The organism is Arthrobacter sp. PsM3, assembly GCF_030433895.1.
Taxonomy (GTDB): domain Bacteria; phylum Actinomycetota; class Actinomycetes; order Actinomycetales; family Micrococcaceae; genus Arthrobacter.
This window is the reverse complement of record NZ_JARUXE010000021.1, coordinates 36678-56298: the sequence shown is the minus strand read 5'-3', so window position 1 is coordinate 56298 and position 19621 is coordinate 36678. Positions and strand designations below refer to the sequence as shown.

General features: G+C 67.7%; 19 protein-coding genes. 15 read left to right on the top strand and 4 right to left on the bottom strand.

All coding sequences use genetic code 11. The features are described 5' to 3' along the window. Positions 1–20: 20 nt before the first annotated feature. From QCD75_RS12560 to QCD75_RS12540, 5 genes are read left to right on the top strand one after another with little or no spacing between them, the layout of a single operon-like run. Positions 21–1184, top strand: a complete 1164-nt coding sequence (locus QCD75_RS12560) for an acyl-CoA dehydrogenase family protein (RefSeq protein WP_226760642.1) — start codon at positions 21–23, stop codon at positions 1182–1184. Between the two features lie 39 nt (positions 1185–1223). After that, complete coding sequence (locus tag QCD75_RS12555) at positions 1224–2048, top strand: CoA transferase subunit A (protein WP_301229052.1); 825 nt, start codon at positions 1224–1226, stop codon at positions 2046–2048. Positions 2049–2051: 3 nt separating this feature from the next. After that, positions 2052–2813: a CoA transferase subunit B gene (locus QCD75_RS12550; protein WP_301229050.1), complete on the top strand. Its 762-nt coding sequence runs from the start codon at positions 2052–2054 to the stop codon at positions 2811–2813. After that, complete coding sequence (locus QCD75_RS12545; protein WP_301229048.1) at positions 2810–3406, top strand: MaoC family dehydratase; 597 nt, start codon at positions 2810–2812, stop codon at positions 3404–3406. Before QCD75_RS12550 ends, QCD75_RS12545 begins: the two co-directional genes overlap by 4 nt. Beyond that, positions 3403–4236, top strand: a complete 834-nt coding sequence (locus QCD75_RS12540; protein ID WP_301229046.1) for an HpcH/HpaI aldolase/citrate lyase family protein — start codon at positions 3403–3405, stop codon at positions 4234–4236. Before QCD75_RS12545 ends, QCD75_RS12540 begins: the two co-directional genes overlap by 4 nt. Before the next feature lie 298 nt (positions 4237–4534). Here QCD75_RS12540 and QCD75_RS12535 read toward each other — a convergent pair whose 3' ends face one another. Continuing rightward, positions 4535–5257: a response regulator gene (locus QCD75_RS12535; protein WP_301229044.1), complete on the bottom strand. Its 723-nt coding sequence runs from the start codon at positions 5255–5257 to the stop codon at positions 4535–4537. After that, positions 5254–6834, bottom strand: coding sequence for an ATP-binding protein (locus tag QCD75_RS12530; protein ID WP_301229042.1), 1581 nt, complete (start codon positions 6832–6834; stop codon positions 5254–5256). The genes QCD75_RS12535 and QCD75_RS12530 overlap by 4 nt, the downstream gene beginning before the upstream one ends. A 173-nt stretch (positions 6835–7007) precedes the next feature. Here QCD75_RS12530 and QCD75_RS12525 point away from each other — a divergent pair, with 173 nt between their 5' ends. Genes QCD75_RS12525 through QCD75_RS12515 form a run of 3 tightly spaced genes read left to right on the top strand, consistent with a single transcriptional unit; the run spans position 7008 to position 10088 of the window. Beyond that, positions 7008–8039: a Bug family tripartite tricarboxylate transporter substrate binding protein gene (locus tag QCD75_RS12525; protein WP_301229040.1), complete on the top strand. Its 1032-nt coding sequence runs from the start codon at positions 7008–7010 to the stop codon at positions 8037–8039. Between the two features lie 2 nt (positions 8040–8041). Further along, positions 8042–8563, top strand: a complete 522-nt coding sequence (locus tag QCD75_RS12520; protein ID WP_301229038.1) for a tripartite tricarboxylate transporter TctB family protein — start codon at positions 8042–8044, stop codon at positions 8561–8563. Then, entirely contained in the window at positions 8556–10088 is a 1533-nt protein-coding gene (locus QCD75_RS12515; protein ID WP_301229036.1) for a tripartite tricarboxylate transporter permease, read from the top strand. The genes QCD75_RS12520 and QCD75_RS12515 overlap by 8 nt, the downstream gene beginning before the upstream one ends. A gap of 159 nt (positions 10089–10247) precedes the next feature. On the opposite strand, the gene QCD75_RS12510 is transcribed toward QCD75_RS12515, so the two are convergent. Further along, a complete protein-coding gene (locus tag QCD75_RS12510; RefSeq protein WP_301229109.1) occupies positions 10248–11747 on the bottom strand; it encodes a lipase maturation factor family protein in 1500 nt (499 codons plus the stop codon). Between the two features lie 207 nt (positions 11748–11954). Between QCD75_RS12510 and dxr the strand changes: the two genes are divergently transcribed. Next, positions 11955–13139 carry a 1-deoxy-D-xylulose-5-phosphate reductoisomerase gene (dxr, locus tag QCD75_RS12505; protein WP_301229034.1) on the top strand — a complete coding sequence of 395 codons (1185 nt, stop codon included), beginning with the start codon at positions 11955–11957 and terminating at the stop codon, positions 13137–13139. 18 nt (positions 13140–13157) lie between these two features. Then, positions 13158–14489, top strand: coding sequence for a M50 family metallopeptidase (locus QCD75_RS12500; RefSeq protein ID WP_301229033.1), 1332 nt, complete (start codon positions 13158–13160; stop codon positions 14487–14489). Here the strand turns inward: QCD75_RS12500 and QCD75_RS12495 are convergent. Next, on the bottom strand, positions 14473–14949 hold the full coding sequence (locus QCD75_RS12495; protein ID WP_301229031.1) for a hypothetical protein: 477 nt from the start codon (positions 14947–14949) through the stop codon (positions 14473–14475). The genes QCD75_RS12500 and QCD75_RS12495 overlap by 17 nt on opposite strands. Positions 14950–15587: 638 nt before the next feature. Here QCD75_RS12495 and QCD75_RS12490 point away from each other — a divergent pair. Genes QCD75_RS12490 through QCD75_RS12470 form a run of 5 tightly spaced genes read left to right on the top strand, consistent with a single transcriptional unit; the run spans position 15588 to position 19410 of the window. Further along, positions 15588–16490, top strand: coding sequence for a MarR family transcriptional regulator (locus tag QCD75_RS12490; protein ID WP_441005481.1), 903 nt, complete (start codon positions 15588–15590; stop codon positions 16488–16490). Further along, complete coding sequence (locus tag QCD75_RS12485) at positions 16487–16990, top strand: hypothetical protein (RefSeq protein WP_301229029.1); 504 nt, start codon at positions 16487–16489, stop codon at positions 16988–16990. Before QCD75_RS12490 ends, QCD75_RS12485 begins: the two co-directional genes overlap by 4 nt. A 58-nt stretch (positions 16991–17048) precedes the next feature. Next, the gene (locus tag QCD75_RS12480; protein WP_301229027.1) at positions 17049–17342 is read left to right on the top strand and encodes a YciI family protein; all 294 of its coding nucleotides are present in this window, start codon (positions 17049–17051) and stop codon (positions 17340–17342) included. A gap of 39 nt (positions 17343–17381) precedes the next feature. Continuing rightward, the gene (gene ispG, locus QCD75_RS12475; protein WP_301229025.1) at positions 17382–18548 is read left to right on the top strand and encodes a flavodoxin-dependent (E)-4-hydroxy-3-methylbut-2-enyl-diphosphate synthase; all 1167 of its coding nucleotides are present in this window, start codon (positions 17382–17384) and stop codon (positions 18546–18548) included. After that, positions 18511–19410 (top strand): GNAT family N-acetyltransferase, encoded by a 900-nt coding sequence (locus tag QCD75_RS12470; RefSeq protein WP_301229107.1) that lies wholly within the window; start codon positions 18511–18513, stop codon positions 19408–19410. Before ispG ends, QCD75_RS12470 begins: the two co-directional genes overlap by 38 nt. Positions 19411–19621 lie beyond the last annotated feature (211 nt).

Here is a 19621-nt window from a genome sequence, read left to right as displayed (position 1 = left end):
GTACCGACAAAGGAGTCCCCATGCCAGATTTTGAACTCAGCGAGGATTACCAGGACCTCAGCGACACCGTCCGCGAATTCGCCGACCAGGTGGTGGCCCCCGTCTCCGCCAAGCACGACGAGGAGCACAGCTTCCCCTACGAGATCGTCTCGCAGATGGCGGACATGGGCCTCTTCGGCCTGCCTTTCCCGGAGGAATTCGGAGGCATGGGCGGCGACTACTTCGCCCTCGCCCTGGCGCTGGAACAGCTCGGCCGCGTGGACCAGTCCGTCGCGATCACCCTGGAAGCCGGCGTCTCCCTCGGCGCCATGCCGATCCACCGTTTCGGCACCGCTGCCCAGAAGGAGGAGTGGCTTCCGCTGCTGGCCTCCGGCAAGGCGCTCGCCGGCTTCGGCCTGACCGAGCCGGAAGCCGGCTCCGACGCCGGGGGCACCAAGACCACCGCGAAGCGCGGCGGCGGGGAATGGGTCATCAACGGCAACAAGGAATTCATCACCAACTCCGGCACGGACATCACCCGCCTGGTCACCGTCACCGCGGTGACCGGCCAGCAGGAACGCCCGGACGGCAGCATCAAGAAGGAAATCTCCACCATCCTGGTGCCCACCGACACCCCCGGCTTCAAAGCCGAAAAGGCCTACAACAAGGTCGGCTGGAACGCCTCGGACACCCACCCGCTGACGCTCAACAACGTCCACGTCCCCGAGGAAAACCTGCTCGGCACCGAGGGGCGCGGCTATGCCAACTTCCTCTCCATCCTCGATGAGGGCCGGATCGCGATCGCGGCCCTGGCCGTCGGCGCCGCCCAGGGCTGCGTGGACCAGTCGGTGAAATACGCCAAGGAACGCAGCGCATTCGGGCAGAACATCGGCAAGTACCAGGCCATCGCGTTCAAGATCGCCCGGATGGAAGCACGCGCCCACACCGCCCGTCTGGCCTACTACGATGCGGCCGCCAGGATGCTCGCCGGCAAGCCGTTCAAGACGCAGGCGGCCATCGCTAAGATGGTCGCAGGCGAGGCAGCCATGGACAACGCGCGGGACGCCACCCAGGTGTTCGGCGGCTATGGCTTCATCAACGAATTCACCGTGGCACGCCACTACCGCGACTCCAAGATCCTTGAAGTCGGCGAGGGCACCACGGAGGTCCAGCTGATGCTGATCGCCCGCGAACTGGGGCTCTGACCGGCCCGCTGGCCGCAACCGTCGAGAGAAGGATCAACGATGATTAACAAAGTTGTTGCCGGCGCCGCCGAAGCCGTCGCGGACATCCACGACGGCGCCTCCCTCGCCGTCGGCGGGTTCGGGCTCTGCGGCATTCCGGTGGCCCTGATCGATGCCCTGCACCAGAGCGGCGCCACAAACCTGGAGACCGTGAGCAACAACTGCGGAGTCGACGACTGGGGGCTCGGGATCCTGCTGAAGGACGGCCGGATCCGGCGCACCATCAGCTCCTACGTGGGGGAGAACAAGGAATTTGCGCGGCAGTACCTCGCCGGTGAACTCGAGGTGGTGCTCACCCCGCAAGGCACGCTGGCCGAGAAACTGCGCGCGGGCGGGGCCGGCATCCCCGCCTTCTACACCCCGGCCGGCGTCGGCACCCAGGTGTCCGACGGCGGCCTGCCGCAGAAGTACGACGCCGGCGGCAACGTCGCGATCGCCTCTGCGGCGAAGGAGGTGCGCAGCTTCAACGGCGCCGACTACGTCCTCGAGGAGTCGCTGACCCCCGACTTCGGGCTCGTGCACGCCTGGAAGGGCGACCGCCACGGCAACCTCGTCTTCCACGCCACCGCGATGAACTTCAACCCGCTCTGCGCCATGGCCGGGAAGATCACCATCGCCGAGGTCGAGGAACTCGTGGAGCCGGGGGAACTGGACCCCGAACACGTCCACATTCCCGGCATCTTCGTCCAGCGTGTGGTGCTCGCGCCCGGCGTCGAGAAACGGATCGAGAAGCGGACGGTGGCACTGGCCGCCGTGCCCGCCGCCGGCACTGCAGCCCCCGCCACAGCAACCTCCACCACTGCAACAGACCAGTCAGGAGCCTAGGACATGGAATCCAACAGCCTGCAGGGTGCCCCGCCCCGCCCCGAAGCGGTCCGCCACGAATACCGGCCGGCCGCCGTCGAGCACCCTGCCGGAGTGGAGAGCAAGGGCTGGACGCGGAACGAACTGGCCGCCCGGGTGGCGCAGGAACTGCGCAACGGACAGTACGTCAACCTCGGCATCGGAATGCCTACCCTGATCCCGAACTACATCCCCGCCGGCGTCGAGGTGGTGCTGCATTCCGAGAACGGCATCCTCGGCGTCGGGCCGTACCCGGGGGAGGACGACGTCGATCCGGACCTGATCAACGCCGGCAAGGAGACCGTGACGGTCAACAAGGGCGCAGCGTTCTTCGACTCCGCCACGTCCTTTGGCATGATCCGCGGCGGGCATGTGGATGTGGCTGTGCTCGGCGCCATGGAAGTGGCCCAGAACGGTGACCTGGCCAACTGGATGATCCCGGGCAAAATGGTCAAAGGCATGGGCGGCGCCATGGACCTGGTGTTCGGCGCGAAAAAGGTGATCGTGATGATGGAGCACGTGGACCGGAACGGCCGGCCCAAGATCGTGCAGCAGTGCACACTGCCCCTGACCGGCAAGGCGTGCGTGGACCGCATCATCACTGACCTCGCGGTCATCGACGTCGTGACCGACGACGGCACCTCCCGGCTGGTCCTGCGGGAGCTCGCCCCCAACGTGACGGTGGAGGACGTGGCCGCGGCCACCGGCGTCGAACTCTTCGAGGAAGACCAGGAACTGACAGTATGACGGCGAACCCCCAGCATGTGACCGAACCCCCTGTCGGCGGACCCCGCGTCATCGAACAGCGCGGAATGTACTTCGACGAGCTCGAGGAGGACGTGGTGTACGCGCACCGGCCCGGCCGGACCGTCACCGAGGCTGACAACGTCCTCTTCACCACCATGACCATGAACACCCAGGCGCTGCACCTTGATGCCGCCTGGAGTGCTGAGCAGCCGTTCGGCCAGCGCCTGGTGAACTCCATGTTCACCCTGGCCACCGTGGTGGGGCAGTCCGTTCCCCAGTTGACCCAGGGCACCATCATCGCGCAGCTGGGGCTCACGGAGGTGTCCTTCCCGCACCCGATGTACCACGGCGACACCTTGTACACGGAGACAGTCGTGACCGGGAAGCGGCTGTCCTCCTCCCGGCCCGGGCAGGGGATTGTGACCATGAAACACACCGGCCGAAACCAAAACGGCGAGGTGGTCGCCCTCGCCACCCGCAGCTGCCTGATGTGGACACGGGAAGCACACACCGCCGCGCAGCAGGAAAACTCTGCGCAGCGGTCAAGAACTGTCCGGCACGAACGGACGCAAAAGGACAGAATAGAGACATGAGCTTCCTGATGGGCCCTGCCCTGCTGTTTTGCCCCGCCGACCGCCCCGAGCGCTACCAGAAGGCGGCCGAGCGCTCCGACGCCGTGATCGTGGACCTCGAGGACGCCGTCGCGCCGGCGGACAAGCAACGCGCCCGCGGTGCGATCCTCGCCCAGCTCGGCGCCACCGGCGACGTCCCCGAACTCGACCCGAGCCGCACCATTGTCCGGATCAACCCGGCCGGCACGGAGGAGCACGAAAAGGACCTGCATTGCCTCAAGCACACCCCGTACCGGCACGTCATGCTGGCCAAGGCGGAAAGCGCCGCCCAGCTCCGGGAGCTTGAGGGCTACAGTGTGATCGCGCTTTGCGAAACGGCGTTGGGGATCGTGAACGCCGCCGAGATCGCGGCCGAACCCAACGTGGTCGGGCTGATGTGGGGCGCCGAGGACCTGCTGGCCTCCCTCGGCGGCACCTCCAGCAGGACCGACGACGGCGCCTACCGTGCGGTGGCGCTGCACGCGCGCTCCACGGTGCTGCTCGCGGCCGGAGCCTTCGGCAAGGAAGCCATCGACTCGGTCTACGTCAACATCCCGGACCTGGACGGGCTGGCCGCTGAGTCGCGCGACGCCGTCGCCTCAGGTTTTGGCTCCAAGGCCTGCATCCACCCGAACCAGGTGGCTGTGGTCCGTGGGGCGTATGCGCCTGCCGATTCGGACGTCGCCGCGGCCAGGGAGCTCCTGGCCGCCGCCGCTGCTGCCGGGTCGGGCGTCTTCCAGTACCAGGGCAAAATGATCGACGGGCCCATCCTCAAGCACGCCGAATCCACGCTGCGCCGCGCGGGGCACTAACCTCTGCAGGTCTGGAACACGTCGGTCCGTCACGAATGGCCGCTTTGGCGGGTCCCATAGCGGCCGTTGGCGTCAGATGGGTGCGCGGTAGCGGCCATTGGCGTCAGATGGGTGCTCCCTAACCTCGGATGGGGACGTCCTGAAGGGATGAACTGCGCCGATTCGTTACGAATGGCCGCTTTGGCGGGTCCCGTAGCGGCCGTTTGCGTCAGATGGGTGCCTCAAGGCGAGCGACCCTCCCGGCGCTCGCCCGCGACGAATGGGCATGCTCCGTGCGCCCCTGAAAAATTGGACATGCTCAACGCTTCCACAGATACCGGTTCTCCGGCCGGCCTGCGGCACCGTAGCGGGGCGTGAGCCTGGCGAAGCCGTGGATGACCAGATACTCGAGGTAGCGCCGGGCGCTGACCCGCGAGAGTCCGAGCTGAAGCGCCATTCCGGCCGCCGAGACGTCTTCAGGGCTTGACTTGAGCGCTTCGATGACGGCATCCAGCGTGGGCCGGGACAGCCCTTTCGGCAGCCTGGCCGGTGGCCCCGCCAGAGACCCAGCCGCGGGATCGGCAACTGCGGCCCGGCGGGACGGCGCCACGAGACGGTCAATGCTGTCCTGGTCCAGCGCTCCGGCCGCCCCGCCCGCGGCGAGTTCGCGGCGAAGCAACAGGTACTCGTCCAGCCGTTCGTTCAGGGCCTGGGACGTAAAGGGCTTGACCAGGTAATGCAGCACTCCGCCTGCCATCGCGCCGCGGACCGTGTCCAGCTCCCTCGACGCCGTGATGACCAGGACGTCAAGGGCCTGCTGGCGGCCGCGGAGCTTCCGGAGCACGTCCAGGCCGGACATGTCCGGAAGGTGGATGTCCAGCAGGACCAGTTCCGGCCGCAGCTCCGCCGCCAGATCGAGGCCCTGCTGCCCGGTGTGGGCCAGGCTGACGACGTCGAAGCCGCCGCGGGCCAGCAGGAACCCGTGGTGGATCCCGGCCACTGCCACGTCATCGTCAATGATGAGGGTGCGTATGGGGTTCATAGTTTTTGAAGTTCCGCCTCTTTTGTCTTCAGAACTACGGTGAAGCAGGCGCCGCCCAGCGCGGAGGGTGAGACTGACGCCCCGCCGCCCCGGCGGCGGGCCACGCGCTGGACCAGCGCCAGCCCGAAGCCGCGGCTATTGATCCCCTTGGCCTGCTTCGTGGTGACGCCGGGTTCGAACACGGCGGCCCGTTGCTGCTCAGGGACACCAGCCCCGTCGTCCTCGACCGTGATGGTGCGCTCGCCGTCGGGAGCCTCATCAAGCCGCACGGCGACGGTGCTGTCATAGCCGGCGGCGTCCACCGCGTTGTCGATCAGGTTCCCGAGGACGGTGATGACGTCTCCGGTGCCATCCGGGGTGCACGCTGAGTCCGGGCTCACCAGGATCTCCACGCCGCGCTCGGCACAGACCGTTGACTTGGCAATCAGCAGCGCCCGGACGTCGTGGTCGGTGATTCCAGCGGCCAGCGGGCGGTTCACAAAGGCGGCGTCAGTGTGGCTTCGGCCCAGGTACTCCACGGCCTTGCCCTGCTCACCCAGCTCCAAGAGACCTGAAATCACGTGCAGCTTGTTCGCGAATTCGTGGGCCTGGGCCCGCAGTGCCTGCGTCACGTCCAAGGCGCCGTCCCGGTCGCGGAGGATCGTGTGGAGCTCGGTACGGTCGCGAAGGATGAGGACCTTGCCCACCTCCCGGCCGTCCACCGTCGCGGCGTTGACCTTGCCCAGCAGGATCCGTTCCCCGGACAGCACCAGCTCCTCTGTGGCGGTACCGGCGGCGAGCATGCGTCGGATCCCGGGTTCCAGGCATTCGCTGGCAGGCTTTCCGGTGATCCCCTCGTCCACGCCCAGCAGCCGGCGGGCTTCGTCGTTGACGAGGGCCACCTTCCCCTCGGCGTCGACGGCGACGAGCCCCTCGCCGAGGCCGTGCAGCATCGCGTCGCGGGTCTCGAGCAGGGCCGCGATATCCTCCGGTTCCAGCTTGTAGATCCGCCGCCAGACGAGCTTCGAGATGTACATCGCCCCCAGTGATCCCAGTACTGCTGCCCCGAGGAGCCAGCCGAACAGCTGCGGCAAGTCCTCGTAGAGGTCCTGGGCCAGGGTGCTTTCCAGCACGCCCACGGAGGCCGAGCCGATCACGGTGCCGGCGCCGTCGAAGATGGGAACCTTGACCCGCCAGGATTCGCCCAGGGTCCCTGTCTGGGTTCCGACGTAAATTTCACCGGAAAGCGGCACCGAGGGATCGGTGGAGACTGGCCGGCCGATTTCCGCCGGGTTCGGGTGGGACTGGCGGACCCCGTGGCGGTCCGTCACCACGACGTAGGTGACATTGGAGGCCTGCCGGATGACTTCGGCGATGGGCTGGATGGTCTGGGCCGGTTGCGGTGTCCCGAAGGCATTGACCACCGACGGCAGCCGGGCCACGCTCTCGGCCACTCCGATCAGCCGTCCCTTGTAGGCCTCCCTGAGCTGCTGCTCCTGCATCCGGATGGTCACGGCCCCCACCGCCGTCAGCACAGCCAGCACAATGCCAAGCTGCAGCGCGACCAGCTGGAAGCGTAAGGGAATCCTGTGAACCATGTCACAAGTTTCCCATCCCGCCTGCCGCCCCGCGGCCCAAACCAGGGCCCGGGGCCGTGACCAATATGACCACTACTACCTCTACGGCCAAATTCTGGTCCCCGTGTCCGGCCGCTCCTAGTCTCTGGGAAGTGATTCCGATGACGTGCGTCACATTCATATAAGGAGCAACCATGACTTCCCCCTCCAACTTCACGCGACCCAGCTACACCCGCAGGGCTGCCCTCGCAGCCGGGGCGGCCGGCGTCGTTCTCGCCTTGTCGGCGTGTGCGGGCGGCGCAAGCGGCGCAGCGGCGGGCCAGAGCGCAGCTGCTGATCCGATCAAGAAGCTGAGCATTATTGTTCCGGCCAACCCGGGAGGCGGCTGGGACCAGACCGGCCGTGCGATGCAGCAGGACCTGCAAACCAACAAGTTCGTCACCTCGGCCCAGGTCAGTAACATCGGCGGCGGCGGCGGCACCAACGGACTGGCCAAGCTGGCCACCGAAAAGGACGCCAACACGCTCATGGTGATGGGTTACGTCATGGTGGGCGCTGTGGAAACCAATGCCGCCAAGACCCGGCTGGAGGACACCACCCCCATTGCGCGCCTGACCGAAGAGCCGCTGGTCCTGGTGGTCCCGGCGTCGTCCAAATACCAGACCGTCCAGGACCTCGTGGATGACATCAAGGCCAACGGCAAGGGCGTCGCGATCACCGGCGGTTCAGCAGGCGGTGCGGACCACATCCTGGCCGGCCAGATCCTGAAATCCCAGGGCGTCGAATCCGACAAACTGAACTACATCGGCTATTCCGGCGGCGGCGAATCGATCGCCGCACTGCTCGGCAACAAGGTCCAGGCCGGCATATCCGGTGTGGGCGAGTACGCCGAACAGGTCAAAGCCGGCAAGGTCCGGGCGCTCGCCGTCTCCGGCAAGTCCGAGGCTCCGGCGCTGCCCGGCGTCAAGCCGCTCAAGGACCAGGGAATCGACGTTGTGCTCACCAACTGGCGCGGCGTCGTGGCGCCGGGTTCCATCGACGACGCGCAGAAGGCGAAGCTGACCGACGTCGTCACCAAGCTGCACGACTCCGAGGCCTGGAAGGCCACCCTGGCCAAGAACAACTGGGACGACGCCTTCCTCTCCGGCGACGGCTTCAAGACCTTCCTGACCGAGGACATCGCCAAGGTCAAGACCACGCTCACTGAGATCGGCCTGGTCAAGTAACAATGTCCGTCCAAGTAAGCACGCCCGCCAAGCGGCCCACGGGGGAGATCCTCTTCGCCCTGGTGTTCGTGAGCGTGGGCGCGGCAGGCCTCCTGGCGGCGGGGTCCATCCCGATCCCGCCGTCGGAGACCGGCATCGGCCCGCGGGCCTTCCCCTACATCGTGTGCAGCATGCTGGTCCTCGTGGGCACCGGCATCGTCGCCCAGGTCTTCCGTGGCAAGGTGGGCCATGCCGAGGAAAGCGAGGACCTCGATGTCACGGCCAAGACCGACTGGCTTGCGCTGGCGAAACTCGTCGGCTTCGTGGTGCTGCACATCTTCCTGATCGAGCCGGCCGGCTGGCCCGTTGCCGCGGCTGTGCTTTTTAGCGGAGCCGCGTGGACCCTCGAGGCCAGGCCGCTCTGGAAGGCGGTCATCATTTCCGTGCTGCTGGCGCTCGTGCTGCAGTACGTCTTCGGCGGGCTGCTGGGCGTGTCCCTGCCCCCGGGTCCCCTGCTTGAGGGGGTGCCGTTCCTCCATGGATAGCTTCACGATGCTCCTCGAAGGCTTCTCGACGGCGCTGCAGCCGGTCTATCTGCTGTACGCCCTGGGCGGGGTTTTCGTCGGTACCGCCGTCGGTGTGCTGCCCGGCATCGGTCCGGCGATGACCGTCGCGCTGCTGATGCCGATCACCTATTCGCTGGATCCCGCGGCCGCCCTGATCGTGTTTGCCGGCATCTATTACGGCGGCATGTACGGCGGTTCCACCACCTCCATCCTGCTCAACACGCCGGGCGAGTCGTCCTCGATCGTCACCGCGCTCGAGGGCAACAAGATGGCCAAAGCGGGCCGGGGCGCGGCCGCACTCGCGACGGCGGCAATCGGCTCGTTCGTCGCCGGCACCATCGCGACGGTGCTGCTGACGTTCCTGGCTCCCGTCGTCGCGGAACTGGCCGTGGGACTGGGACCTGTGGACTACGTGGCCCTCATGGTGGTGGCGTTCCTCACCGTCGGGGCACTGCTGGGCGCCTCCGTGCTGCGCGGCCTCGCCTCGCTGGCACTGGGGCTGTTCATCGGCATGATCGGCATCGACGACAGCACCGCGCAACAGCGTTTCACCTTCGACAACCCCACACTGGTGGACGGCATCGACATGGTGCTCGTGGCCGTCGGCCTCTTCGCCCTCGGTGAGGCCCTGTACGTGGCGTCGAAGCTGCGGCACGGTCCGGTCGAAGTCATCCCGGTCAGCAAGGGCAAGAACGCCTGGCTGTCCAAGGAGGACTGGAAACGGTCCTGGAAGCCGTGGCTGCGGGGCACATTCATCGGATTCCCCATCGGCACGGTGCCGGCGGGCGGCGCGGACGTGTCCACGTTCCTGTCCTACGCCGCGGAGCGGAAACTGGCCAAGGGCCCGAACAAAGCACAGTTCGGCAAGGGCGCCATCGAGGGCGTGGCCGGTCCGGAGGCGGCGAACAACGCCGCGGCGGCCGGTGTCCTGGTCCCGCTGCTGACGCTCGGAATTCCGACGACGGCGACTGCGGCCATGATGCTCACCGCGTTCCAGCGCTACCAGATCCAGCCCGGGCCCCTGCTCTTCGAGAACCAGGGGGCGCTGGTGTGGACCCTGATCGCGTCGCTGTACGTGGGCAACCTGATGCTGCTGGTGCTCAATCTGCCCCTGGTCGGCCTGTGGGTGAAGATCCTGCAGATCCCGCGGCCGTACCTGTACTCAGGCATCCTCGTCTTCGCGGCGCTGGGCGCCTTCTCGGTGAACTTTGCCGCGGCCGACGTCGGCATCCTGCTGGTGGTCGGAATCCTGGGCTACTTCATGCGCCGCTACGGCTATCCCGTGGCGCCGATGGTCGTGGCGATGATCCTTGGGCCGATGTTCGAAGTGCAGCTGCGGCGCTCGCTGCAGCTGTCGCAGAACGATCCCACGGCACTGTTCTCCTCGCCGTTCGCGGTGGTTGTGTACGCCTCAATGGCACTGATCTTCGTGGGCTCCTGGTGGCTTCGCCGCCGCCAGAGCGCGCTGGAGGCCGCGCCCGTGAAGGAGGAGCTGTCCGTCTAGGCCGGACGCCGGACGCGAATGGCCGGAAGGAAAACTCCATTCCGGCCATTCGCGTCAGAGGGGTGCCGGCGCGGCGCCGGGCGGGTTCCTGGGCCAGGGGTGCCGGCGCGGCGCCCGGCGGGTTCCGGGGCCAGGTGCGACGCCGCCGGGCCTGCAGTCTCAGCCCCCAGGCGGCAGGGACAGGGGTGGAATGGACTCGTTCAGCAGCATCCGGATCCAGCGCTGGCCGGTGGCACGGAATTCCTCCCGGGTGGCGAAACGGTACAGGTAGCTGCTGGCCCGCACCCAGCGGGGCCGGGCGCCGTCGAACGGATCATGCCGCAACAGGCGCAGGGTGGTGCGGTCGGCCTCCAGCAGCTTGGCCAGGAAGGCGTAAAACCACTGCTCGTGCACGGTGCGCAGCGGCAGGAACCACATCAGCCAGTCCAGGCGCAGGTGGTAGGGCGCCCACTGGCGCGGAATCCGGCGGACCTCACCGGGCTTGCCGCGGAAGCCGTATTCCCGCCAGTCCGCAGTATCGTCGGGCTCCGCGGCGAGGGTGCCTTCCACCACGATTTCGATCCGCTGCTTGGTGACCGTGCCAAACGCGCCGTAGGTGTTCCCCAGCTGCCAGCGGTTGAAGGCGGCGTTCATCAGCTGGTAGTGGGAGAGCAGGTTCTCGATTGGCCGGTAGCTGAGCACCACCAGCAGCACCGTGGCTAGCAGGACCACCACGAGCCACGCGACCGGCGCCTGGCTCCCGGTTGCCGCACCAGCCGCTGCTCCTGCGGCACCCGCGGCCGCCGCGGGAGCCGCGGCGTGCCAGTCGAGCGGGATCGCCGGGATGAGCGCATGCGCCACCGGATCGCTCACTGCGGCGAAGGCGAGCAGGATGGCCATCCAGTTGAGCCAGGCGAAGTTCCCGCTCGCCACCAGCCACAGCTGCGTGAAGATGATGATTCCCGCGGCCACACTGGCCAGCGGCTGCGGGGCGAAAAGGAAGAACGGCACCACCAGCTGCGCGAAATGGTTGCCCAGCACCTCCATCCGGTGCCACAGCTTGGGCAGCAAATGCGCCTGCCGGCTGAGCGGCCCGGGCATCGGTTGGGTCTCGTGGTGGTAGTACAGGGCTGTCAGGTCACGCCACTCCCGGCCGCCGCGGATCTTGATCATGCCGGCGCCGAACTCCAGGCGGAACACCAGCCACGCCAGCAGGATCAGGATGGTCCGCGGCGGGGGAGTCTGGTCGGAGCCGAGGAAGGCCACAATGAAGCCAGCCTCCAGCAGCAGCATCTCCCAGCCGAAGCCGTAGAACGTCTGCCCCACGTTGACGATCGACATGTACAGCAGCCACAGCGCCAGGAACGCCAGCAGGGGAACCCACGGCGGGCCCAGCTGCGGCAGACCGACAACGATGGTCGCCGAAATCCCCAACCCGCCCCAGCAGACGGCCCGCAGCAGCCGGTCAGAGTAGTGCCAGCTGAACAGGGTGGGCCTGCGCATGCGGCTGGAACGCGCCAGGAAATCCGGCACCGGCAACAGCCCGCGCTCGCCGAGGAGGGCCGGAAACTGGTTCAGCGAGGACAGGAACGCCACGAAGTAGACCGTGGCGACGCCGCGCTGCAGCACCTGCCGGGCGAACTCGTACTCCGGCGCGTCAAACCAGGCCGTCCACTCCACGATCCCCACGTTACGCCCGCGGTTCGTGGCGTCAATGCGTGGCCCCATCCGTAGCCGGTCCGGCGTCCGTCCGGGGCGGCTTTGAGGCGGCAACAATGGCTTTCCGGCCATCCCAAGGCGTGTCCGGGCGCAATGTGCCCCCGGATGGCCGGGACGGGCAGCGTGCGGGGAACCCGAGCACCGAACAGGGTGCGGGATACTTGAAGCATGCAGCCGCGCAAGATCGTCCTCCTCGGGTCCACCGGTTCCATCGGCACACAGGCGATTGACGTCGTCGACGGCGCCCCGCATCTCTTCGAGGTCGTGGCGCTCAGCGCCGGCGGCGGCAACCTCGAACTCCTCGCCCGGCAGGCCGTCCACACCCGGGCCCGGGCCATCGGCGCCGCGACCGGCGACGCGAAAACCCTTCAGGCGCTGATCGACGACGCCGCCGGGGCGGCCGGCGTCACCGGCTACCGTCCCGAAATCATCACCGGGCCCGAGGCCTCCACCCGGATCGCGGAGATCGAGGCCGATGTGGTCCTCAACGGCATCACCGGCTCCATCGGGCTCGCACCCACCCTGGCCGCGCTCAAATCCGGCGCCACCCTGGCCCTGGCCAACAAGGAATCCCTGATTGTCGGCGGCGCCCTGGTCAAGGCTGCGGCCCGGGAAGGCCAGATCGTCCCGGTCGACTCCGAACACTCCGCCATCGCCCAGTGCCTGCGCTCCGGCACCGCGGCCGAGGTGGACCGGCTGATCCTCACGGCGTCCGGCGGCCCCTTCCGCGGCATGACCCGGGACGAGCTGCACCATGTGTCCCCGCAGGACGCCCTGGCCCACCCCACCTGGGACATGGGCCTCATGGTCACCACCAACTCCGCCAGCCTGGTCAACAAGGGCCTGGAAGTGATCGAGGCGCACCTGCTCTTCGACATCCCGCTGGAGAAGATCGACGTCGTGGTCCACCCGCAGTCCGTGGTCCACTCGATGGTCCAGTTCATCGACGGCTCCACGATCGCCCAGGCCTCACCGCCGGACATGCGCCTGCCCATCGCCCTGGGCCTCGGCTGGCCGGACCGCGTCGCGAAGGCGTCCCAGCCGTGCGACTGGACCCAGGCCACCAGCTGGACGTTCGAGCCGCTGGACACGGCGGCGTTCCCCGCCGTCGGGCTGGCGAAGGATGCCGCCCGACAGGGGAGCACCTACCCGGCTGTGTTCAATGCCGCAAACGAGGAGGCCGTAATGGCGTTCCATGCCGGCCGGATCCGGTTTACCGACATCGTCGATACCATCGAAGCAGTCCTCAGCGAACACACAGGATCCTCCGGGCTGACAGTGGAGTCCGTGCTGGATGCTGAACAATGGGCACGCGCCCGCACCCACGAACGTTTAGCCGTCAAAAGCGTCTAGGAAGCAGCAGATCGAAGCATGAGCCCCGTCGTCCTCTTTATCCTCGGTGTCGTCTTTGTGGCGATCGGCATCGCCGTGTCCATTGCCCTCCATGAGGTGGGCCACCTGCTGCCGGCCAAGCTCTTCAAGGTCCGCGTCACCAAGTACATGATCGGCTTCGGGCCCACGGTATGGTCCCGCAAGAAGGGCGAGACCGAATACGGCTTCAAGGCCATCCCGCTGGGCGGCTTCGTCTCCATGATCGGCATGTACCCGCCGAACAAGGAGGACGGCACGGTGCGTCCCTCCAGCACCGGCATGTTCCAGTCCCTCGCCTCGGACGCCCGCTCCCTGGCCCACGAGGAAGTCGGCCCCGAGGACGGGAACCGCGTCTTCTACAAGCTGCCGGTCTGGAAGAAGATCATCATTATGCTCGGCGGCCCGGCCATGAACATGCTCATCGGGCTCGGACTGACGGCCGTGCTGCTGATGGGCTTCGGCATTGCCGCCCAGACCACCACCATCGCCGACGTCTCCAAATGCCAGGTCAAGGCCGGCGAAACGGTGAACCCGGACTCGGCCGACTGCAAGCTGACCCCGGCCGCCGCCGCGGGCCTGCTGCCCAACGACGTCATCACCTCCTTCGACGGCAAAGCCGTGACCAGCTGGGACGAACTCACCGCCTGGATCCGCGCGTCCGCGGGCCGGCAGGTCAGCATCACGGTGGAGCGCGACGGCGCCCCGGTCACCACCACCGTCACACCGGTCCTTTCCTCACGTCCCGTGGTCGGCGACGACGGCCGGCAGGCCAAGAGCGCCGACGGAACCCTCCAGTACCAGGACGTCGGCTTCCTGGGCATCGGCGCGCAGACTGCGCTCGTGCAGCAGCCGGCGTCGACGGTTCTGCCGATGGCGGGCGAGAACATCAAGCAGATCGCCGGCGTCGTCCTGAACCTCCCGGCGCGCGTGGCAGGGGTCGCGAAGGCGGCCTTCAGCGAAGAGCCCCGCGACCCCAACGGACCCATCAGCGTGGTCGGGGTGGGGCGGGTGGCCGGCGAGGTCGCCGCGATGGAGCAGGTTCCGATGCAGTCCCGGGTGGCCACCCTGGTGGGGCTGCTGGCCGGACTCAACTTCGCCCTGGCCGTCTTCAACCTCATCCCGCTGCTGCCGCTCGACGGCGGCCATGTGGCCGGAGCGCTCTACGAAGGTGCCCGCCGCCGGATCGCCAAGCTCTTCGGCCGCCCGGACCCCGGCGCGTTCGACATCGCCAAGCTGCTCCCGGTCACCTACGTGGTGGCGGTGCTGCTGATGGGTATGGGCGCCCTGCTGATCTACGCGGACATCGTCAAGCCGGTCAACCTCTTCGGCTGACCCGGCCGGCCCGGCGGCCTTCTGGCCTGCGGAAGTGTCCCGTGAGGTTCAGGAAGGTATTGACAGAAAATAGGACGAGGAAGACGGCCCACGTGGATCGCTGGAGGTCCCAGAGCGGCCACCACAGGAACATCTGTGCCCAGAAGTACAGGATGACGTAGGGGATCAGCACTCCAGGTTTGGGGGGTGAACGCCATTCCACCCGGCGCCAGAGATCCAGATAGCTGCCAAAGAGCGCCCAGACGCCGAGCAGGAGCGGACCCACAAACAGCCGCCAGGACTGACCTCCGGCGAGGAACCAGAGGCCGAGGGGGAGTCCCAGCCCTGCGACGGCGTAGGCCAGCCAGCCGGAGCGATCCGCGAGCCGGGGACGCCAGCGCCGGGCAGCGAAGAATGCGGCGAGCACGGCCTGGGAACCGAGGCCGAAGGTCATGAACGCTGCTTCCGCTGGTGTCGTCACCCTGTCACCTCCCTGGCGTCCTGGCTGATGTGCCCCAGACTGGACCGGCGCGGTGGGCCTGTCAACCGCGACGTGATTCCCGGATCGACGCGGGGATGAGCTGGCTGTCTGGGCTGGCGTCTCGGGACTGCATTGCCTGCAGCGGGCTTCACCCTGCGGTCAGGGGGCACTTTGGCGCGGTCCGGCGTCGAAATGGACAACGGCGTCCGGCTTTTTGTGTCAAAGTGCCCCCGGGCGGCGCCAGGTGCGCTCCCAGCGCGGGCGGCTGGTTAGCCACCGCGGTCCGGCCTTCCGGGCTGGCTTTGCGCTTCAACCCCGCCGTGCCCTGCGCTCAGGGGGCACTTTGGCGCGGTCCGGCGTCGAAATGGAAGACGGCGCCCGGCTTTTGGTCGCAAAGTGCCCCCGGACGGCGCCAGATGCCCTGCCAGCTAAGTGCGCCCAGAGCCGCCAAGCCGCCAAGCCAGCCAGCCAGCCAGCCAGCCAGCCAGCCAGCGGTGACTCCGGTCCAGCCCGGTGCGGCCCCATCGGGTCGATTAACCGGATTGGACTGTTTGTCTCTTATCAGCCTATTTCGACTTATTTTGAGTAATCAGTTGAAAATGATTGATTCTCAAAGATCAGCCCTTTAGTGTGGGTCTATGTACGTGATGACCATCGACCAGCGCGGCAGCAGCGCCGACGTCGACCGTGTTCCCGGCCTCCTGTCGGAGCTGGCCGGGCTGTCGACCGCCGGGCGCTTCGAACGTTCCGTGGGCGATGAAGTCCAGGGCGTCGTGGAGCGCCCGGACGAAGTTGTGGAGATTGGCCTGCATGCCCTGCGCAGTGGCCGCTGGTACGTGGGCATCGGAGTGGGGGCGGTGGACCTGCCGCTGCCGGCCAGCCCGCGGGAAGGATCCGGGCCGGCGTTCGTGGCGGCCCGCGCGGCTGTCGACAAGGCCAAGGCAGGGTCCGCCCATGTGCCCATCGCCATCGTCTCCGGAGGCCTGCGCCGGGGGGAGGCCGCGCCCTCTCCCGCGGGATCTGCCGGCGCCCGGGCCTGCGCCAACGCCGAGGCGGTGCTGCGGCTGATCGGACGGCTGGTCCAGGACCGGACGGAATCCCAGTGGAAGGTCGTGGATGTGCTGCGCTCGGTGCAGCACGGGCACACCGGCACCCACGGCACGCAAAAAGTCGCCGCCCAAAAACTGGGAATCACCGAACAGTCGGTGAGCCGTGCGCTGCTGCGCTCCGGCTGGCAGGAAGAATGGGCCGCGAGACCGGCGGCCGAAATGCTGCTGGACTTCGCCCACCGGACGATCACCGGCAGTCACGACGCCGGCAGTCACGAGGCCGGCAACCACGACGCCGGCAGTCACGAGGCCGGCAACCACGACGCCGGCAGTCACGACGCCGGCAGTCACGAGGCCGGCAGTCACGACGCCGGCAGTCACGAGGCCGGCAATCACGACGCCGGCGGGCAGTCAAAAGACCGCGCCCAGGATACGGGCCGGCCCCAGCACCCGGATACCCGCATCCCGGACAGCACGGAAGGAGACCGGTGAACGCTCTCTGGATCACCCTGGCACTGCTCATTGCCGGCTTCGTCGGCTGGCCCGTGACGGCCCTGGTCTTCCGGCTCGCCCGGACCATCGACGACCGGCAGGACGCCGTCGCCGCCGACCCGGCCATTGACCCAGCGGCGGATGTCACCGTCGATCCCGCGGCCACGGCTGACCCCGCCCCCGCAGCCGGAACGGACACCGACACCCCGGCCGGCGCCGCCAACACCCCCGCGGGCGCCGCGACCACCCCAGTCAGCAACGTCCGGATCCTGCGCGGCGGCGCGATCATCGGGGTGCTCGAGCGACTGGCGGTCTGCCTCGCGATCCTCGCCGGCCAACCCGTCGCCATCGCCTACGTGGTCGCGATCAAGGGCCTTGGCCGCTTTGCGGAACTCAAGGAGACGCCGGTCGCCGCGGAGCGTTTCATCATCGGCACGCTCACCTCGCTGCTGTGGGCGGCCGGCGTCGCCGCCCTCGCCAAGGTGCTCGTCCTCGGCTGAAGCCACCCGCCACGGCGCCCGGATGGGTAGCTGGCCACCGGGGCGATAGTGTATCTCTATGACTGTTTTTGCTGTTGAGTACGTATACGACGCCGAATCCTCCGATGCCCGCAACGCCAGCCGCCCCGCGCACCGCGAATGGACCGCAGGACTTGCCCAGGAGGGAACGCTGCTCGCCAGCGGCCCCTACGGTGACGGCGCCGGTGCCCTGCTCATTTTCAAGGCCGCCGACGAGCAGGCGCTGAACGAGGTCCTCAAGCAGGACCCCTTCGCCGCGGCCGGTGCCATCTCCGGCACCCGCACGACGGCCTGGGCCCCCCTGACCGGTCTCCTGGCCGGCCACGCGGCCTAACCGTCCCCCGCCAGACCAACTTAGAAACAAGGAGTCCATGTGACCTCGGTCAGCCTGGGAATGCCGTCAGCACCGCCCCCCGTCCTCGCGCCCCGCCGGAAGACCCGCCAGATCAAGGTCGGCTCGGTCGGCGTCGGCTCCGATTTCCCGATCAGCGTGCAGTCGATGACCACGACCCCCACCACGGACATCAACGCCACCCTCCAGCAGATCGCCGAGCTCACGGCTTCCGGCTGTGACATTGTGCGCGTCGCCTGCCCGTCCGCGGACGACGCCGAAGCGCTGCCCATCATCGCCCGGAAGTCCCAGATCCCCGTGATCGCGGACATCCACTTCCAGCCGAAGTACGTTTTCGCCGCGATCGAGGCCGGCTGCGCCGCAGTCCGGGTGAACCCCGGCAACATCCGCAAATTCGATGACCAGGTCAAGGAAATCGCCCGCGCGGCGAAGGACCACGGCACCTCGATCCGGATCGGCATCAACGCCGGATCGCTGGAGCCCGGAATCCTGAAGAAATACGGGAAGGCCACCCCGGAGGCCCTCGTGGAATCCGCCGTGTGGGAAGCCTCGCTGTTCGAGGAACACGGCTTCCACGACTTCAAAATCTCGGTCAAGCACAATGACCCGGTCATCATGGTTGCCGCCTACGAGATGCTCGCGGAGCAGGGCGACTGGCCCCTGCACCTCGGCGTCACCGAGGCCGGCCCGGCGTTCCAGGGCACCATCAAGTCGGCCACGGCCTTCGGTGCCCTGCTGTCCCGCGGCATCGGCGACACCATCCGGGTTTCCCTCTCCGCCCCGCCGGTGGAGGAAATCAAGGTCGGCAACCAGATCCTGCAGTCACTCAACCTGCGCCCGCGCAAGCTCGAGATCGTCTCCTGCCCGTCCTGCGGCCGCGCCCAGGTGGACGTGTACACGCTGGCCGAGCAGGTCACGGCCGGCCTGGAAGGCATGGAGATCCCGTTGCGTGTGGCCGTCATGGGTTGCGTCGTCAACGGACCGGGCGAGGCCCGCGAAGCGGACCTCGGAGTCGCCTCGGGCAACGGCAAGGGCCAGATCTTTGTGCGGGGCGAAGTCATCAAGACTGTCCCCGAGAACCAGATTGTTGAGACACTGATCGAAGAAGCCATGCGTATTGCCGAAGAGATGGGGGAGGCCGATGGCGAAGATGCTGTCAAGGGTAGCCCCGTGGTTAGCGTCTCGTAAGGACGGCGCCGCTCCTGTCGCCGCTCCCGGCGTCGCTGTCCGGACCCTGGGGGGGTCGGACACCGCCCAGCTGGTCGATCTGGCGGGGCAGGACGCCGTCGCCAATGTCTTCATCCTGTCCCATCTGGCAACGTCCGGTTCGGCGGCTCCCACCACCGGCGGCGCCAGCATCCTCGGCGTGTTCGACGGCGGCACGCTCCTGGGGGCCTGCTGGGCCGGCGCAAACCTGGTGCCGGTTCAGCTGGCCCCGGAGCTTGCCGGCGCGGTCGCAGCGTCCGCGCACCGCTCCGGGCGCCGGTACGCCTCGATCTTCGGCCCGGCCGACACGGTCCTGGCCCTGTACGCCGGGCTCGAACAGTTCGGCCAGACGGCCCATGAGATCCGGGCAGACCAGCCGCTGATGACGATTGCCGGGCCGCCCGACGTGCCCCCGAACCAGCAGTTGGGCTTCGGCCAGCTCGCGGACTTCGACCGGATCCTGCCCGCGTGCGCGGCGATGTTCGAAGAGGAAGTGGGCTATTCGCCGTTCCTCGGCGGCCGGGAGTACTACAGCCGCCGGGTCAAGGGCCTGATCCGGGAAGGGCACTCCATGGTCCATCTGGGCCCCGCGGGCGAGGTGGTCTTCAAGGCCGAGCTCGGTGCGGTCACCCCGGAGGTGACGCAGGTCCAGGGGGTGTGGATGAACCCGGAGTACCGCGGGAAGGGCCTCAGCGCCGGATACATGGCCGCCGTCGTCGATCTCGCCCAGACACTCGCCCCGGTCACGAGCCTCTACGTCAACAGTTTCAACACGCGGGCCCGTGCCACCTACGAGCGGGTCGGCTTCCGGCAGGTAGGGACTTTCGCCACTGTTCTTTTTTAACTCCAGCATCCTTCTGCCCCAGCAGTTAACAGGCATAACGGAAAGATATCTGGATGCGAACTCTTGTTTTAGTGTTCTGGGTCACATAGGTTCGAGCTAGCCGTGTCGCATGGGCACGTGTTTTCCCGGGAGCAGCAGCCGGGGATGCAGACGCCCTTGAGGGCAACACAACGGAACTCACGGCCAGTATTTTGGCGGTGCTGGGGCCGCT